Origin of the sequence: Streptomyces sp. NBC_00328 (genome assembly GCF_036139655.1) — a bacterium.
Classification (GTDB): domain Bacteria; phylum Actinomycetota; class Actinomycetes; order Streptomycetales; family Streptomycetaceae; genus Streptomyces.
This window is the reverse complement of record NZ_CP108013.1, coordinates 7,772,220-7,789,056: the sequence shown is the minus strand read 5'-3', so window position 1 is coordinate 7,789,056 and position 16,837 is coordinate 7,772,220. Positions and strand designations below refer to the sequence as shown.

At 73.6% G+C, this 16,837-nt stretch carries 17 protein-coding genes; 6 read left to right on the top strand and 11 right to left on the bottom strand.

Annotated elements, in window-relative coordinates; all coding sequences use genetic code 11:
* Window positions 1-60: 60 nt before the first annotated feature.
* The 6 genes from OG485_RS33990 to OG485_RS33965 all read right to left on the bottom strand — a co-directional run bounded on the left by OG485_RS33990 (window position 61) and on the right by OG485_RS33965 (window position 5,691).
* Entirely contained in the window at window positions 61-882 is an 822-nt protein-coding gene (locus tag OG485_RS33990; RefSeq protein ID WP_328672406.1) for a transferase, read from the bottom strand.
* On the bottom strand, window positions 879-2,141 hold the full coding sequence (locus OG485_RS33985; RefSeq protein WP_328672405.1) for a glycosyltransferase family 4 protein: 1,263 nt from the start codon (window positions 2,139-2,141) through the stop codon (window positions 879-881). Before OG485_RS33985 ends, OG485_RS33990 begins: the two co-directional genes overlap by 4 nt.
* 103 nt (window positions 2,142-2,244) lie before the next feature.
* A complete protein-coding gene (locus OG485_RS33980; protein ID WP_328672404.1) occupies window positions 2,245-2,730 on the bottom strand; it encodes a methylated-DNA--[protein]-cysteine S-methyltransferase in 486 nt (161 codons plus the stop codon).
* A complete protein-coding gene (locus OG485_RS33975) occupies window positions 2,727-4,259 on the bottom strand; it encodes an AlkA N-terminal domain-containing protein (RefSeq protein WP_328672403.1) in 1,533 nt (510 codons plus the stop codon). The genes OG485_RS33980 and OG485_RS33975 overlap by 4 nt, the downstream gene beginning before the upstream one ends.
* Window positions 4,260-4,369: 110 nt before the next feature.
* The gene (locus OG485_RS33970) at window positions 4,370-5,299 is read right to left on the bottom strand and encodes a M48 family metalloprotease (protein ID WP_328672402.1); all 930 of its coding nucleotides are present in this window, start codon (window positions 5,297-5,299) and stop codon (window positions 4,370-4,372) included.
* Window positions 5,296-5,691: a BlaI/MecI/CopY family transcriptional regulator gene (locus tag OG485_RS33965; RefSeq protein WP_326784669.1), complete on the bottom strand. Its 396-nt coding sequence runs from the start codon at window positions 5,689-5,691 to the stop codon at window positions 5,296-5,298. Before OG485_RS33965 ends, OG485_RS33970 begins: the two co-directional genes overlap by 4 nt.
* Window positions 5,692-5,809: 118 nt before the next feature.
* Here OG485_RS33965 and OG485_RS33960 point away from each other — a divergent pair, with 118 nt between their 5' ends.
* The 4 genes from OG485_RS33960 (at window position 5,810) to OG485_RS33945 (ending at window position 9,206) form a co-directional block, all read left to right on the top strand.
* Complete coding sequence (locus tag OG485_RS33960; RefSeq protein ID WP_443048961.1) at window positions 5,810-6,481, top strand: DedA family protein; 672 nt, start codon at window positions 5,810-5,812, stop codon at window positions 6,479-6,481.
* Window positions 6,478-7,101, top strand: coding sequence for a phosphatase PAP2 family protein (locus tag OG485_RS33955; protein ID WP_328672400.1), 624 nt, complete (start codon window positions 6,478-6,480; stop codon window positions 7,099-7,101). The genes OG485_RS33960 and OG485_RS33955 overlap by 4 nt, the downstream gene beginning before the upstream one ends.
* Window positions 7,102-7,110: 9 nt before the next feature.
* Window positions 7,111-7,773: a response regulator transcription factor gene (locus OG485_RS33950; protein ID WP_328672399.1), complete on the top strand. Its 663-nt coding sequence runs from the start codon at window positions 7,111-7,113 to the stop codon at window positions 7,771-7,773.
* A gap of 62 nt (window positions 7,774-7,835) precedes the next feature.
* On the top strand, window positions 7,836-9,206 hold the full coding sequence (locus OG485_RS33945) for a sensor histidine kinase (protein ID WP_328672398.1): 1,371 nt from the start codon (window positions 7,836-7,838) through the stop codon (window positions 9,204-9,206).
* 76 nt (window positions 9,207-9,282) lie between these two features.
* Here the strand turns inward: OG485_RS33945 and OG485_RS33940 are convergent, their stop codons facing one another.
* The 3 genes from OG485_RS33940 to OG485_RS33930 form a co-directional block, all read right to left on the bottom strand.
* Window positions 9,283-10,131: a COG4705 family protein gene (locus OG485_RS33940; protein ID WP_328672397.1), complete on the bottom strand. Its 849-nt coding sequence runs from the start codon at window positions 10,129-10,131 to the stop codon at window positions 9,283-9,285.
* 70 nt (window positions 10,132-10,201) lie between these two features.
* The gene (locus tag OG485_RS33935) at window positions 10,202-11,092 is read right to left on the bottom strand and encodes a lysylphosphatidylglycerol synthase transmembrane domain-containing protein (protein WP_328672396.1); all 891 of its coding nucleotides are present in this window, start codon (window positions 11,090-11,092) and stop codon (window positions 10,202-10,204) included.
* Window positions 11,093-11,406: 314 nt separating this feature from the next.
* Window positions 11,407-12,909: a hypothetical protein gene (locus tag OG485_RS33930; RefSeq protein ID WP_328672395.1), complete on the bottom strand. Its 1,503-nt coding sequence runs from the start codon at window positions 12,907-12,909 to the stop codon at window positions 11,407-11,409.
* A 229-nt stretch (window positions 12,910-13,138) separates the two neighbouring features.
* Between OG485_RS33930 and OG485_RS33925 the strand changes: the two genes are divergently transcribed.
* Window positions 13,139-13,522 carry a BlaI/MecI/CopY family transcriptional regulator gene (locus OG485_RS33925; RefSeq protein WP_328672394.1) on the top strand — a complete coding sequence of 128 codons (384 nt, stop codon included), beginning with the start codon at window positions 13,139-13,141 and terminating at the stop codon, window positions 13,520-13,522.
* 239 nt (window positions 13,523-13,761) lie between these two features.
* On the top strand, window positions 13,762-14,706 hold the full coding sequence (locus OG485_RS33920) for an endonuclease/exonuclease/phosphatase family protein (RefSeq protein ID WP_328672393.1): 945 nt from the start codon (window positions 13,762-13,764) through the stop codon (window positions 14,704-14,706).
* A gap of 200 nt (window positions 14,707-14,906) precedes the next feature.
* Here the strand turns inward: OG485_RS33920 and OG485_RS33915 are convergent, their stop codons facing one another.
* Both OG485_RS33915 and OG485_RS33910 read right to left on the bottom strand, forming a co-directional pair.
* Window positions 14,907-15,416, bottom strand: a complete 510-nt coding sequence (locus tag OG485_RS33915; RefSeq protein WP_328672392.1) for an O-acetyl-ADP-ribose deacetylase — start codon at window positions 15,414-15,416, stop codon at window positions 14,907-14,909.
* Complete coding sequence (locus tag OG485_RS33910; protein WP_328672391.1) at window positions 15,413-16,822, bottom strand: phytoene desaturase family protein; 1,410 nt, start codon at window positions 16,820-16,822, stop codon at window positions 15,413-15,415. Before OG485_RS33910 ends, OG485_RS33915 begins: the two co-directional genes overlap by 4 nt.
* Between the last annotated feature and the right edge of the window lie 15 nt (window positions 16,823-16,837).

The window sequence follows — 16,837 nt, the reverse complement described above, 5'->3', positions numbered from 1 at the left end:
GATCGGGCGGCTCACGCCACCTGGGTCACCCGGGAGGAAGACCCCGGTGAGCCATACAGGTCATGGCTTCCCCGTCACCTCCACGGAGAGGTCGTTGTCGACGGTGTAGTAGGGGCGCAGGCCGGTACCGCCGATGTCGGCCGCCGGGTAGACGACGATCTTCTTGCGGTCCGCCAGGTCGTCGAGAAGACGGCCGACGCGCATCGAGGGCGCCTGAGCCGCGGGACGGACGAAGACGTCCCAGACGCCTCCCCCAGGCGGCGCCCCGGCAGCCAGCTCCGCGTAGTCGACGGTGAAGGAGAGGCTCCGTCCGTCGTCCCCGGCACGTGGCTCCACGGTGACAGCGGTGGCGCCGGCACCCCGCAGACGCAGGCTCACGACGGATCCCTCCTGGAGCGAGGCGCCGTGCAGGCGCGCCCTGACCGTCATCGAGCGGGCGCTGACGTCGATGCCCTCGGCCTCCGCGTGGGCGTCGCGCAGCCAGGCGCGCACCGCGAGGTGGCCGTCCTTGGTGACGTACGGGATCCGGACGGCGAGCGGGGACGGCCGAGGGCGACGGTGTCCGTCGACGAGTGCGCGGAGATCGCGCAGGCCGGCGCGCGGACGCTGCCGCTGGGATCCGGGTTCCTGGAGCAGGTAGACGTCCCAGCGGCCCTCCGTGAGAACGGGCCGCGCGTTCAGGACGGCGCAGTGGCGTTCGCCGGCGGGCTCGAAGTCGAGGACGTGGACCGTCTTTTCGGGCTGTCCCTTCTTCGGGCGCAGTCGCAGCAGCAGCTGCTGCCCTTCGGGCGACCCGGGCGGCAGGTCGAAGGTGATCCGGCCGTCGTCACCGATCACGCAGCCGACGTGTGGCTGCGTCTCCGTGTCCGTGTCTGTGCTCATCGCTGCCTCCTCAGGGTGCGCAGCACACCGTCGGCCGTGCCGTGGGCGGTGTCGCGCAGGGCGAAGCCCTGGCTGACCAGGACGCGCTGCACGCCGGAGCGTTCCCGCTGGACCGGCCGGCCCGCTCTTCTCGCCGACACGGCCTCGGCGAACAGGCGTTCCGCCTGTGTGACGACGGGGCCCGGAGCGAATCTCCGCGCGTTCTTCCGGGCCGCACGGCCCGCGCGCAGGCGCCACTCGTCGTCACGGACCAGTCCCCGCAGCGCCTCGCCCAGCGCGTCGCGGTCTCCGACCGGCACGAGTCGGCCGTCGACGCCGTCCTCGATGATTTCGCCCGGTCCGTGGGGACAGTCGGTGCTCACCACCGGCAGACCGAAGCTCATCGCCTCGATGATGGTCATGCCGAACGCCTCGTAGTCGGAGGCCGCCACCGCGATCGAGCCCTTGACCCACTCCGCCTCCATGGGGGTCGCCGCACCCATCAGGAGGACGCTGTCGTACAGGCCGAGGTCCGCGATGAGCCGCCGCAGCCTCTCGTGCTCCTCGCCCCTGCCGTAGATGCGCAGCCGCCAGTCGGGATGTTCGGCGGCGACCGGCGCGAAGGCCTCGATGAGCAGGTCGTACCGTTTGACGGGGACGAGACGGCCGGCCGCGATGATCACCTTGGCGGTGCCGTCGGCAGGCGGCAGCACGGCTTCCGGCACGCTGTTCGGCAGCGCCGCCACCCGGACCCCGGGCAACCGCATCTTGCGCCGGTAGGCGGTGGCGTCCGCCTCGGTCACCGTGGTGAGCGTGTCGAGCCGGCGATAGGCCCGGCGCAGGGCGGAACGCAGCCGGGGCGGATGGCCGTCCAGGGTGAGGTGCTCCTGTCCGATGCGCGCGACGTGCCGCGGAGCCTGGAGCGCCAGATGCACGTTGAGCCCGGGCCTGGTCCCTATCACCACATCGGCGTCGGTCGCCGCGAGGCACTCGCCGATCCGTCGGTCGGTCAACTCGCTGTACTGCCGGTACCGGTACTCGGCGCGAGGAAACACCCGCGCCGGTCTCAGATGCGACGGGTGCTCCTTCTCCTGCCGCAGATCCACCAGCGACCTTAACGAGACTCTGGGATCCAGGGACAGAGTCGGCCGCTCGCGGTGTCGCAGCACGGAGACGATCTCCACTTCGTTCCGTGCGGCAAGCGCGCGGGCCAGATTGAAGGTGGTGGAGATCGTGCCCCCGATCCCGTAGGCGTTGTGGAGCAGAAAGGAGATCTTCATAGAGGTTCAGACAGCGCCAACTCCGGAACGGTTGTCGTCTGTTATCAACCCGTACTGATCAATGGCCGCCGCGCACCGCCGCCCGACGGGGATGTGAGAGCGGTCAGAAGAGCGCCGATCCGCTCTCGAAGTCCAGGAGTTGCCGCTTACGGTCCAGGCCGCCGCCGTAGCCGGTGAGGCCGCCGCTCGCGCCGATCACGCGATGGCAGGGCACGATGATCCCGATCGGGTTCTTGCCGTTGGCGAGGCCGACCGCGCGGGAGGCACCCATGTTGCCCAGCGCTTCGGCTAGTTCGCCGTACGACCGGGTCCCGCCGTAGGGGATCCGCCGGAGCTGGTCCCACACACTGCGCTGGAACGGCGTCCCGTTCATGCGCAGTTCGACGGTGAACTCCTTCAACTCGCCCTCGAAGTAGGCGTTCAGTTGCTCCGTCACCTCGTCGAAGAGGGTGTCGTCGCGGTCGCCGAAGCTCTCCTCCGGCGGACGGTGGCGCTGACCGGCCATGTGGAGACCGCACAGGACGCCGTCGTCGTCGGCGACGAGCGTGAGGGGGTCGTAGGGACTGTCGATGACCGTGTGCCGTTTCACTGGGCGTCCTTGGTGCGTGAGGTGCGTGCCTGTTCCGGCAGGAAGTTGATCGGGTGGCTGTCCGTCGCCCACAGATACTGGACCGCGTAGGCCCGCCAGGGGCGCCAGGCCGCGGCACGGGCCGTCAGGGCGGCAGGGGTGGAGGGGAGCCCCAGCTCCTGTGCGGCGCGCCGGATTCCGAGGTCGGTGGGGAGGAAGGCGTCCGGGTCGCCGAGGGCGCGCATCGCGATCACGTCGGCGGTCCAGGGACCGAAGCCGGGAAGCGCCAGAAGCCTGGCCCGTGCCTGCTCCCAGTCGCTCTCCACTCCCAAGTGCAGGGTTCCTTCGGCGAGTTGACCCACCAGAGTGGTGAACGTGGTGCGCCGGGTGCGGGGCATCGCGAGCGACTCGGGGTCCAGTGCGGCGAGCGCCTCCGGCGTAGGGAAGAGGTGGGTGAGACCGCCTCCGGGGTCGTCGACCGGATCTCCGTACGCGGTGACCAGGCGGGCTGCGTGGGTCCGCGCGGCGGCCGTGGAGACCTGCTGGCCCAGCACCGCCCGTACGGCGAACTCGGCCTCGTCCACCGTACGCGGCACCCGGCGGCCGGGGGCCTTGTCGACCAGCGGCGCCAGCAGCGGATCCGTGCGCAGCTGGTCGTCGACCGCCACCGGATCGGCGTCCAGGTCCAGCATGCGGCGGCAGCGGCTGATCGCGACGGAAAGGTCGCGCAGGTCGCTCAGGGCCAGCCGGCACGCGATGTGGTCCGGCATCGGCGTCAGACCGGCGACGCCGTGCCCGTACGGCAGCCGCAGCGTCCGCCGGTACGCGCCGTCGCGCCACTCCTCCACCCCGGGTACGGCGGTCGCCGCGAGGTGTCCGAAGAGGTTGTCGGGGTTGAGCGGGGCCCGGAAAGGGAGCCGGAGATTCAGCACGCCCGGCATGCCCGGGGTCCCGGCCACGGCCCCGGACCGGTTCCTGGGCAGGCGGGCGCGCAGCTCGCTCGGGGACAGCGCGAAGACCTCTCGGACCGTGTCGTTGAAGGTGCGGATGGAGGAGAAGCCGGCGGCGAAGGCGATCTCGGCCATGGGGAGCGGTGTCGTCTCGATGAGCAGCCGGGCCGTCTGGGCGCGCTGGGCACGGGCGAGCGCGAGGGGTCCCGCGCCCAGCTCGGCCAGGAGCTGCCGCTCGATCTGGCGGGTGCTGTAGCCGAGCCGGGCGGCCAGGCCCGGTACCCCGTCGCGGTCGACGACCCCGTCGCCGATCAGCCGCATCGCCCGGGCGACCAGGTCGGCACGGTGGTTCCATTCGGGAGAGCCGGGGCTGGTGTCCGGGCGGCAGCGCTTGCAGGCCCGGAACCCGGCCTGCTGGCAGGCGGCGGCGCTCGGGTAGAAGGTCATGTTCCGGGGCTTCGGCGGCACGACCGGGCAACTCGGCCGGCAGTAGATCCTCGTCGTCGTCACCGCGGTGAAGAACCATCCGTCGAAACGCGCGTCCTTCGACTGGACGGCACGCACGCAGCGCTCCGTGTCCGTGTGCATCCCGTTCTGCATGCCTCAAGCATCGGGCACCTCGGAGGCCGGGGCTGGCGAGAATCCGACATCGACCTCGCCCGGCCGGTGACCCGCGACCGGCCCCTCGGCCACTCCCGGCGGGGATCGCGTCAGCGAGTCTCCTCGCCCTGCGCGACCTCGACCTCGTGGTGGAAGGCGATGACACCCGCCCCCGACGCTCCGGCCGAGACGGCGGCGCAGGCGGCGAGGAGGACGGCGATCCAGGCGGCGGCGCGAGGGCGGCGCCGGGGGACGGAGAGCAGAGCGGCGACCCGCTGGGGGACGGGACCCGTGGTGGCCGCGGGGGCGAAGTCGGGGCGCCCGGTGCGGGCCTCGCCGACGGCCAGGGCGGCGCGGGCGATGGCCCGTGCGATCAGCCTCCGGTCCCCCACGGTGACGGCCGCGGCCTCGTCCGCGGCGCGCTCCGCCGCGAGCGCGACGGTGGCGCGGACCGTGCGCAGGGCCGGGTGGCAGTGGGCCGCGAGTTCGGCCACGACGAGGAAGCGGTGGTGGCCGCCGGCGTTGTGGGCCCGCTCGTGGGCGAAGAGGGCCTCGCGCTCGTCGGCGCCGAGGCTGCGGAGCATCGCGGTGGTGACGACGATGCGGTGCGGCCGGCCGGGGAGCGCGTAGGCGTCGGGGTGCGGCGACTCGATGACGCACAGGTCGCCGGCGGCGGGACGGCGGTCGGCCTGGCTGCGCGCGGTGCGGAAGGCACGCAGCTGGCGCAGGGCCGAGCGGACGACGGTCCAGGCGCCGACGGTGAGCGCGCCCGTCGCGGCGGCCGCCGCGGGCAGGACGACGAGGTCCGAGGCCGTGCGCAGCGGGTGGACGAGGTCGCCGAGGCCCGCGAACAGGGGCATCTTGAGCAGGCCCGTCAGGACGAGCGCGCCGAGCGAGGCCACGGAGGCCCCGGCCAGCACGACGAGCGCGAGGGTCACCGACCACAGCGCGGCGACCGGGGTGAGCCGGTCCAGGCAGCGGCGGGCCAGCGGTCCCAGCGCGAAGGGGACGAGCAGGGGGACCATCAGGAGAAGGATCATTCGTCGCCCGGTTCCGGGCGCGTGCCGAGATCCGGTTCCAGGAGATCCCGCAGGAGCCGCTCGTCGTCGGGGCTGAGCTGGGCGACGAAGCGGGCCAGCGCGGTCTCCCTGTCGTCGTCACGGTCGAGCTCGGTGTGCATGCGGCGCGCGGTGAGGCCGTGCGGGTCCTGGACGGGGAAGTAGGCGTAGCCCCGGCCCAGCCGCTCACGGCCGACGATGCCCTTCTCGTGCAGCCGGGACAGGATCGTCGTCACTGTCGTGCGGGCCAGACCGGAGTCCAGCTCGGTCTGCACGCGTCCGGGCGTGAGCGGCACCCCCGCGGCCCAGAGAGCCGCCATCACGCTGGCCTCCAGCTCGCCCGCCGGTCGGCGTTCGTCCTTGTCACTGCTCATCGGAACGATCCTCACCCCACCATCGTCTACAGTTCAGTAGACCGTCTACAGAATTGTAGTCAGCCGGGCGCGGGTTTCGACCGCGCCCGCCCCTTCCAGTATGAGAGGGTCCGCGATGATGGCCGCACCGATGTTCACAGCGTCCGACCTCGCCGTGAATATTCTCAGCGCGCAGTCCCTGCTCGCCGCCTTCGGCGTGCTGGGGGTGGGCGTGGTGATGTTCGCGGAGACCGGTCTGCTGGTCGGCTTCTTCCTTCCCGGTGACTCGCTGCTGTTCACAGCGGGACTGCTCTGCACGGGATCGGGGCACAACGGCGTGAAGCTGTCGCTCGCCCCGCTGCTGATCGCCGCGGCCGTGGGCGCGCTCGCCGGAGCCCAGACCGGCTATCTGATCGGACGGAAGGCGGGCGGTGCCCTGCTCGCCCGCGATTCCTCCCCCCGCCTGAAATCGGGCGCGCACCGCGCCGAGGAACTCCTGGAGCGGTACGGCCACGCCAAGGCGATCGTGCTGGCCCGCTTCGTGCCCGTCGTGCGTACGGTGCTGAACCCGATGGCGGGCGCCCTGGGCGTGCCGCTGCGGACCTTCACCGTGTGGCAGGTGGCCGGCGGCCTCGTCTGGAGCGTCGGCCTCACTCTCGGCGGGTACGCGCTGGGTTCCTCCGTCCCGAACGTCGACCGCTATCTGCTCCCGATCATCGGGGTCATCGTCCTCGTGTCCCTGGCCCCGCTCGCCGTCGAGTTGTACCGCTCGCGCCGGCAGGGCGCGGCGGGCGGGGAGGCCCAGGGATGATCCTGGCGCTCGACGGCTCGTCGGTCGACGGCTCCGCCTACCGGTATGTGACCGATCTCGCCGAGGACTCCCCCTCGTGGCTCGACGCTCTGGTGTCCTTCTGGTCCACGTACGGACTCGGACTGTTCGCCGTGCTGATGCTGCTGGGCTGGTGGCGGGCCCGGCGCGAGAGCCCCGGGGCGGCTCTGGCCGCCCTCGCCGTGCCGGTCGTCGTGGTCGTGGCGTACGGCGTGGATCTCGGCCTGAAGCTGCTGGTGCGCGAGGACCGGCCCTGTCGGAGCCTGCGGGTGGCGACCCTGGAGGCGTGCCCGGCTCCCGGTGACTGGTCGTTCCCCAGCAATCACGCGGCCATCGCGGCGGCGGCGGGCGTCGCCCTGTTCTTCGTCTCGCGCCGCCTCGGCACCGTCGCGATCGTGGCCGCCGGGGTCATGGCCGCCTCCCGGGTCTGGGTGGGTGCGCACTATCCGCACGACATCGCGGCCGGTGTGCTCGTCGGCACACTCGTCGCGACGGCGATGACGACGGCTCTGCGCAGACTGCCCGATGTGTCGGGGCACCCGCTCGTCGCGTCGCGGCTCGGAGCCCTGCTCCTCGCGCCCCGGCTCGTGAAGAGCGGGTGAGCGGCCCGTATGCCCCGGCGGATCCTGGTCGTCGAGGACGACCACGCCCTGCGTGACGTTCTGCGGCGCGGGCTGCGGGACGAGGGCTTCGACACCGTGCCTGCGCGGGACGGCGCGACCGCGCTGCGGCTGGCCGGGGGCGGCATCGACGCGGCCGTCCTGGACGTCGGTCTGCCCGACGCCGACGGGCGGGACGTGTGCCAGGCGATCCGGGCCAACGGCTTCCTCGCCCCCGTGATCTTCCTGACGGCCCACCACCACCTCACCGACCGGCTGGCCGGCTTCGCGGCCGGAGGCGACGACTATCTACCCAAGCCGTTCCATCTGACCGAGCTGGCGGCCCGGCTGCGGGCGGCCCTCAAGCGCGCCGGACCGGGTCCGGCGGACACCGTCGGCGACCTGGTGCTGGACCCGGTCGCGCACAGCCTGACCGTACGGGGCCTTCGCGTCGCGCTGACCCCCACGGAGTTCCGCCTGCTGGCGGCGCTGATGGCGGCGTCCGGGGCGATCATCGGCCGACGGGAGCTGATCAGGGCCGGCTGGCCGGAGGGAGCCCAGGTCAGCGACAACACGCTCGACCAGTATCTGACCCGGCTGCGCCGCAAGCTCCGGGACGGCGGCAGCGAGCTGACGGTCACGACCGCGCGGGGGATTGGACACCGCCTCTCATGAGGCCCGCTCCCCCACGCGCGCGGCCGGCCGGCGCGACGGATTCCCCAGCGGGAGGCGTGCCCGTGAGTACTGCGTTCACCACCCGACGGCGGCGTCCTGGAACCCTGCGGGGCCGGCTCTCGCTGGTCGCGCTGACCACCGCCACCCTGCTGATGGTGATCCTCACGGTGGCGTTCAACACCGTCGTACGACAGCACCTGCGGCATCAGGCGGACGACGAACTGCGCACCCGGGGCACCGCGGTCGCCGCGACGGTCGACACCAGCGGCGCCCGGGTGCGTGTTCTGGAGACGCCGGGCGAGGAACTGCTCGACGCGAACGTGTGGATCTACGCGGACGGCCGGCTCCTGGAGAAGCCGCCCGTGGCCTCCGCCGCGGGCCCGCTCACCCGCGCGGCGGGCGCACTCGCCGCCCGGGGCGGGACGCGCTGCGTCACCGCCCGTGCCCACGACCCGGTCCGGCTGTGCGCGCGACCGGTGCCGGGGGGCAGGACCGGCGCGAGCGTAGTCACCGCCCTCGACCTGAACCCGTACCGCGCTTCGGCCGACACCCTGCTGTTCGCGTCGCTCGCGCTCGACGCCGCCATGCTCGCCTGCACCTATGTGCTGACGCGCCTCGCGGTGGGGCGTGCCCTGCGTCCCGTGCGCGCCATGACCGACCAGGCCACGCAATGGGGCGCCGTGGCCTCCGAGGAACGATTCGGCAGCATCGGCCGGCCCGACGAACTCGCCCGGCTGGGCGGGTCGCTGGACGCGCTCCTGGACCGCATCCGGGCCCTGCTGCGCCATGAGCGGCAGCTCACCCGGGAGCTGTCGCACGAGCTGCGCAATCCTCTGGCCCGGATCATCGCCGAGCTCGACTGGTGGCAGTCCCGGCCCCGGTCCGCCGAGGAGACCCGGGCCACGCAGGAGGCTCTGTCGGACGCCGCCCGGTCCATGCGCACGATCTGCGACACGCTGCTCGACGACGCCCGTGACAGCGCGTGCGCCGCACCGGGCACGAGCGAGGTCGTATCCGTACTGCGCCGGCTCGCGGCCCGTGCCGCCACGACCCGGCCGGAGGTGCGGATCACCGTCACCGGCCCTGCGACCGGCCCGGTGGCCGGAGTGCCCGACGCCCTGCTGGAGCGCATCGTCAGTCCCCTGCTCGACAACGCTCTCCGGCACGCCCGCGCCCATGTCGGGATCCGGGCCGGCGCGCGGCCCGGCGGTGTCCGCGTGGAGGTCGTGGACGACGGACCCGGCGTACCCGCGTCGTTCGCGGCGCAGCTCTTCCAGCCGGGCCGCCGGGCCGATCCCGGAGACGGACACGGCGGGGCGGGCCTCGGTCTGCCGCTCGCGCGACGCCTGGCCCGCTCCGCCGGCGGCGAGGTCCACCACGAGGGAGCGGGCGGCGCGGGCGCGACCTTCGTGGTCGGCCTTCCGTCGGGGTGAAGGGGCGGGATGAAGGGGCCGGGATGAAGGGCCCGAAGGCCGCCGCCGGAACGTTCCGGCGGCGGCCCGTGCGTGGTCAGCCCGTCCGAAGGGGGCGCCCGTCGGCGTCGGCGACATCGCGTCGGGTGATCGAGAGATGGACCACCAGACCGAGGATGACCGTCAGGAACAGCACGCTGGTGACGACGGTGCCGAAGCCCAGGCCGCCGTCGCCGGTCGGCTGCGAGAGGTAGTCGCCGATCGACGCGCCCAGCGGGCGGGTCAGGATGTAGGCGATCCAGAAGCTGAGCACGGCGTTCAGGCCGAGCGCGAAGTGCGCGACGGCGACGGCGGCGATCGCGAGGGCGAACAGCACCGCGGAGACCCAGTACCCGAGGGCCATGCGCTCGGCGACCAGGTCACCGGCCGCGGTGCCGAGCGCGAAGGTGAACAGCACCGCCAGCCAGTAGTAGGCCTCGCGGGAGAGCGTGTCGACGCTGTGGATGGACAGCGTCCCCTCACGGCGGTACCAGACGAGGAACGTCACCGCGAGGGCGACGGCGAACACGGCGGTACTGGTCTCCAGCGGCACGCCCAGGTTGTCGGTGAGGTTGTCGCTGATCAGCGTCCCCACGACGCTGATCAGCGCCACCGCGAGCCAGTACACGCCCGCCCGGTAGCTCTTCGTACGGAACTGGACCACCAGGACGGCCGCCAGCAGCCCGCTCATCAGCAGCGAGACACCGGTCAGGCCGAGGCCCAGCTTCTCGTTCAGGAGGTCGGCGACGGTCTCGCCGACGGTCGTGCACAGCACCTTGATGATCCAGAAGTACGCGGTGACTTCGGGCACCTTGTTCCAGCGCGGGCGGTGCCCGGCGGGGTCCGGGGCTCCGGGGCGGCCGTACGCCTCGGGAGTCCCGGAGTTCTCTGTTGTCTCGTAGGTCATGGGGCCCGAGGGTGGCAGCGGAAGTCTGAACGGATCCTGACCGCCGTACGGCCCCGGGCCCACCCCTCGTTCACAGCACCCGGCGGCGGATCAGCACACCCAGTGCCACCAGCCCGGGAATCAGGGGAAGCCACACGGTGAGCAGCCGGTAGCCGAGCACCGTGGACGCCGCAGCCTCGCCGGGCGCCCCCGCGAACGTGAGGGCCAGCGCGAGGGCGGCGTCCAGGGAGCCGAGGCCGCCCGGCGTGGGCAGCAGGACGGCGGCGCTGCTCGCGGCGAGGTAGACGAGGGCCACCCGGGCCGGGGACAGCGACAGGCCGATGGCCTGGGCGACGGCGATGACCACGGTGGCGTGCAGCGCCGCGAAGGCGAGCGAGCCGCCCCACAGCGCGGCGGCCCGCGCGGGGACTTCATGCACGGCGCGGACGTCCAGGAGCACACGGCGCAGCGCGCGCCTCAGCGGTCCGGCGAAGAGCGCCGCGACGACGGCGGCCACGACGACGCCGGCCGTCCAGGCGGCCACGGTCCAGGCGCTCGCCGTCAGCCGGGGAAGGCGAAGCGCGCCGGGACAGGCCAGGGCCAGTCCGCCGATCAGACAGGCGCGTACGACGGTTCCGGCGCAGGCCTTGACCGCGAGGGCGGTCGCGGACCGGGCGAAGGGCAGTCCGCACCGGGTCAGGAAGCGCAGATTGACGGCACCCGCGCCGAGGCCCGAGGGCAGTACGTGGTTGGCGGAGGCGGCCGCGAACTGCACCGCCACCAGTCGTCCGGCGGGCAGCGGCTCCGCCACCGCGCCCTGCTGGGCGAGGGCGGAGCACACCCAGGTCGCCAGGGTGGCGACGGCCGCCACCAGCAGCCAGCCCCGGTCGGCGTGCGCGAGCATGCCCGCTCCCGACTCGATCACCGGCCAGTGGCGGTGGGCGAGGAACCCGGCGGCCACCAGCACCAGCAGCGAGAGCACGGCGTGCCGGACCGTCCGCCCGTCCCGAGCGGAGAGGCACCGCCCGGCGGACGTCCGCCCGCCGTCGGCCGACGGGGGGGAGGACGGTCCGTTCGGGCCGCACACCGGCTCGGGCGGAGAGGTCCCCGGACCGTCGGCTTTCCGCCCGGCCCCGGCGAGGGACACGGGTGCAGCGCCGGGCGCCCCGCTCCCGGCCGGACCCGGCGGCGGGGCGCCCACCGGTTCGCCGCGGGAAGGCAGGCCGGCGCGGGGCGCGCCGCCACCGCGGGCCGCCCGCGCCCTGTCCGCCGGTGAAGGCGTCTTCGGCGGAGGGGTCACGGCGTACGGCTCCCCGCGCCCGGAGAGACGTAGACGTCGACGTCACCCGCGCGGTGGGGTGACCAGGCGCGGGCGTAGCCGGGCGGCTCGCCTCCCGGTGTCGTGACGACGGCGACCGGCAGGTGCCGGACGGAACGCGCGATGGCCGCCGCGGTGGTGTTGGCGTTGTGTCCGCCGGTCGCCACGGAGGAACAGCCGGCGTAGAAGGCGATGGGCACGGACTGACGGCCGGTCAGCGCGCAGGGCGGCCGCACCCCGAGCCTGTGCAGTTCCGCCGCCGTCACCGCCCAGCCGTGGTGGCTGTCGGCGGTGCGCCGCACCGTGGCCTGAAGCACCGCGAACTGCACGGCCAGATGCCCGGCGAGACCGAGGGCCACCAGTGTCACGATCACCGGCCGCCAGCGGCCCCCGGCGGTGACAAGGTGGACGAGGGCGTCGGCGACGGGGATCACGACGAGGGCGTAGAGGGGCAGCAGGAAGCGCGGGGCCGCGTATCCGATCATGAAGAGGTACGGGAACCCCGCTGTCGCGGCACAGGCCAGAAGCAGCAGGGTGGGTGCCGGGCGACGGGCCCTGACGGCGGTCAGCAGGCCGAGGGCGGCGATCAGCGGCAGGACGAACCACCACGCCATCACCGCGGGGTCCGGCATCCCGCCCGTGCAGGGCCGGCACAGCACGCGTCCGCCGAGGCTGCGCATCTGGTCGCCGACCGCGATGTTCCAGCCGAGGCCGCCCTGGATGCGCGAACCGTCGGCGAGCCGTTGCCCCGGGCCGCCGTAGCTCACGTACGCCTCGATGATCCACTCGGCCGCTCCGGCCGACAGGCCCGCGACGAGCGCGAGCAGCGGCCGAACCCGCCGCCACCGAGGGGCCGCGACGGCGAGGAGCAGGAGCGGCAGCGTCACCCAGACCGCGTCGGGGGGCCGCATCCACGCCATCAGCGCCGCGCTCAGCCCGGTCCCCCACAGCACCGCCCGGTCGCGGCCGCCCGCCCGGGCCCGCAGAAAGCAGCCGACGCAGACCAGGGCGCCGATCGCGACCCAGTAGTTGGGCATGGCCTGCGGGCCGTAGAAGAGGGTCACCCACAGCGTCGCGAACAGGGCGCCCGCCAGGGCGAGGACCCGCGCCGGGAACAGCCCGCGCCACACGCGCAGGGCCACGAACAGGCCGAGTCCGGAGAGCAGGGCGAGGTAGATCCGCAGCAGGGTGGTGGAGGACGACCAGGAGGCCACCGGCGCGACGAGCAGTGAGACCCCGCGGGCCCGTGGTGCGCTGAAGAACGCCGCCGGGGCGTGCGGGGAGACCTGGCTGACGTACACGGTCTCGTCCCAGCCGAGTCCCGTCCCGGGGTGCACGAGGATCAGTTGGGCCAGGACGAAGGCGGCCGCGACCAGAGCGAGCGCGCCGGGCTCACCGGGGCGCCGGGACGCCCGGGCCGTCCTGCCCGGTGGTCCGGACCGCCGGGCGCCGATGAGCGGGACGTTCAGGGTCTTGGCCATCGTCCACCCTTCGACCCTACACGCTGTAGGGTTTCCTCACCCTACAAGACGTAGGGTGACACCAAGAACCGGGGAATCATGGACAAACTACCGTTCACCGGAAGAAGGCGCCGTACGGGACAGGCATGCGGGGAGGTGCCCGGGGCGGCATGCGCCCCCGCGCACCCCCGGGCGCACACCCCGGACCGGCCCCGTTACCGGCTTGGCTACGCGCTGTAAGGTGACGGGCATGGCTGGCACAGGTCCCCACGGAAGGGCGGAACGGCGGAGCGCGGGCGAACTGGAGAGCACCGTCCTCGCCGCCCTGTGGGCCACGGACGACGCGATGACGCCGGCCGAGATCCAGGCCGAGATCGGCGGCGGACTCGCCTACAACACGGTGCACACCATCCTCAAACGTCTGTACGACAAGGGTCTTGTGCTCCGGGACGTTGACGGCCGGCGCGGCGCGTACCGCCCCGCCAAGAACGCGGCCCAGCTGACCGCCGAGGCCATGCACGAGGCACTCGACCGCGGGCCCGACCCGATCGCGGCCCTCCGGCAGTTCGTGACCGGGCTCAGCCGCCAGGAGGAGGAAGCCCTGCGCGACCTCCTGGGAGGGAACGGGCCATGAGGTCCGTTGTCCACGTTCCGCGAGTGCCGACGCCGGTCCTCGCCCCCTCCCCCGCGTACGGCACCGCGCGCCGGGGCGGACCGTCCCGTCCATGACACCGCCCGACACCGCCCGCCGGTGACCTCGCCCACCCGGCGACACCACCCCGCCGGCTTCCGGCACCTCCCTGCCTGCCGGAAGACCGGCCGCCACGGAAGACCGGCCCCCGCTTGTCCGTCGCGCCGGGTACGGTCGCGGCCATGACACCTTCCGAGACGGCTCGTCCCGGCTCCTCGCGCTCCGGGCGGGTGCGGTTCGCGACGTTCAACGTGCTGCACGGCCGGACGCTGGTCGACGGCAGACCCGTTTCCGTCCGGCCCGCCGGCGGCCCCGAGGTGCCGCTCGTGCGGGCCGTCGCATCGCTGGACGCCGACGTGGTGGCGCTACAGGAGGTGGACCGGCTGCAGGAACGCTCCGGCGGAGTGGACCAGGCGTTCGCCGCTGCCGTGGGGTCCGGCGCACGGCACTGGCGTTACGCGTCCGCGTTCCACGGCATGGCGAAGACGGGCGGCGGCTGGGTCCCGGAACCGTCCGAACCGGGTCTGCGGGTGTACGGGCCGCGCGAGGCCGAGGCGGGTGACGGTGTCCCCTCGCACGGCATCGCACTGCTGTCCCGGCTGCCCGTACGGCACTGGAGAGCACGTCGGCTGGCCCCGGCGCCGGTCCCCATGCCGCTGCGGACACCCGGACGCCGTGGACTCACGTTGTCCAGGGACCAGCCGCGGGCCGCGCTGGCCGCCGTCCTGGAGGGAAGCCACGGGCCGTTCACCGTGGTGGCCCTGCACCTGTCGTTCGTGCCCGGCTGGAACGTCCGTCAGTTGCTCGCCGTCCGCGCCTGGATCGCCGATCTGCCCGGGCCCCGCGTGCTTCTCGGCGACTTCAACCTGCCCGGCGCGCTTCCGAGGACGGTTCTCGGTCCGGCCGGGACGATCGGCGGCGGCCGGACCCGGTCCGCCGGCACCCCGCCGGTGTCGCGCGGCTGGCGGGATCTGGCCCGTACGCCCACCTACCCCTCGCACCGCCCTCTCGTCCAGCTCGACCATGTGCTGGCCACCGGCATCGAGGCGGGCGCGGCCACCGGCGCGCACGCGCCGAGCACCCCCGTCTCGGACCACCGGCCGCTGGTGGTCGAACTGCCCCTTTGAATCCTCTTCTCCCCCGCGAGCGAGAGGTACCCCCACCCCGGCCCTGCAGGCCGAGGCGTCCTCGGAGGAACCCGGCGTCCGGGCCGTCGGCCCCGTCACTGCGCGGGCATCCGGTCCGCACGGGCCCGGCGCGGCCCCGGGTCTCGACGGCCTCCGGCCGCACCGGCTTGCTCAGCCGGCGCTTTCCCGTGTCCGGCCCGTCATCCCAGCCGCCCGGCGAACGCGTCGTACGCGCGTTCGTCGAAGAGCACGAAACGGATCTCCTCGACATCGGTCTCGGCGGCCCGGACGGTCTCCACCGCGATGCGCGCAGCGTCGTCCATCGGCCAGCCGTAGATGCCCGTGGAGACGGCGGGGAAGGCGACCGTACGGGCTCCGAGCTCGTCGGCGACCCGCAGCGACTCCCGGTAGCAGGAGGCCAGCAGCTCCAACCGGTCGTCCTCCCGGGCGTAGCGGGGACCCACGGTGTGGATCACCCAGCGGGCGTCGAGGTCGCCCGCGGTCGTGGCGATCGCCCGGCCGGTCGGCAGTCCCTTGCCGTAGTGGCCGGCGCGCAGCTTGCGGCAGTCGGCGAGGATGGCCGGGCCGCCCCGGCGGTGAATCGCTCCGTCCACGCCCCCGCCGCCGAGCAGCGAGGAGTTCGCCGCGTTGACGACGGCGTCGACGCTCTGCCGGGTGATGTCGCCCTGCACCAGCGTGATCGTGGTCATGACTCTCGCAGCCTCCTCCAGACGGCCTTCGCCGCGTTGTGCCCCGACATCCCGTGCACTCCGGGACCGGGCGGGGTGGCCGAGGAGCACAGGAAGACGGCGGGGTGCGGGGTGCTGTACGGGGACAGGGACAGTCTGGGGCGGAGCATGAGCTGGAGTCCGGAGGCGGCGCCGCAGGCGATGTCGCCGCCCACGTAGTTGGCGTTGCGGGCCGCGAGCAGGGGCGGTCCGGCGGTCGCGCGGGCCAGGACCCGGTCGCGGAAGCCCGGCGCGAACCGCTCCAGCTGGCGCTCGATCGCGTCCGTGAGGTCTCCGGTCCAGCCGTTCGGGACATGGCCGTAGGCCCAGAAGACCTGTTTGCCCTCGGGAGCGCGCGACGGGTCCACGACGCTCGGCTGCACCGTGATGAGGAACGGCGCGTCGGGTGCCCGGCCCTCGCGCGAGGCCGCCCGCAGCGCGGTGCCGATCTCCGCCCGGCTCGCCCCGACCTGGACGGTCCCGGCGACACGGGCCCGCTCGGCGGTCCAGGGCACGGGCCCGTCCAGCGCGTAGTCGATCTTGAAGGCGCCCGCCCCGTACCGGTAGCCCTCGTAGTACCGCCCGAAACCCGCGATACGGGCCAGCGCCTTGGGCGAGGTGTCGAAGACGTAGGCCCGCGCGGGGGGCAGATCGTCCAGGCGCTTGACCTCGTAGTCGGTGTGGACGGTGCCGCCGAGATCCTCGAGATACGCGGTCAGCGCGTCCGAGATGGACTGGGAGCCGCCGCGTGCGACGGGCCACCCCCGGGCGTGCGCGGCCAGCGCGAAGACCAGGCCGACGGCGCCCGTGGCGATTCCTTCCAGTGGGGCCATGACGTGCGCCACCAGACCGGCGAACAGGGCTCTGGCCCGCTCGTCGCGGAAGCGGCGCATCAGCCAGGTCGACGGCGGCAGCCCGGCCAGACCGAAGCGGGCGAGGGTGACGGGGTCCCGGGGCAGCGCGGTCAGCGGCAGCGACATGAAGTCGTGCGCCAGGGTGTCCCACTTGCTCAGGAACGGCGCGACGAGCCTGCGGTACGCGCCCGCGTCGCGCGGCCCGAAGGAGGCCGCCGTCTCGGCCACGGACCGCGCGAGCACCGCCGCCGAGCCGTCCGGGAACGGGTGCGCCATGGGGAGCTCGGCGTGCAGCCACTCCAGGCCGTAGCGCTCCAGGGGCATCGCACGGAAGGCGGGCGAGTTGACGCCGAGCGGATGCGCCGCCGCGCACGGATCGTGCCGGAAACCGGGCAGGGTCAGCTCTTCGGTGCGCGATCCCCCGCCCACCGTGTCGCGGGCCTCGAACACGGCCACGGAGAAGCCCCGGCGGGCCAGCTCCACGGCAGCCGTCAGTCCGTTCGGCCCCGCACCCACCACGACCGCATCGAGCATCGACGGCACCTTCGG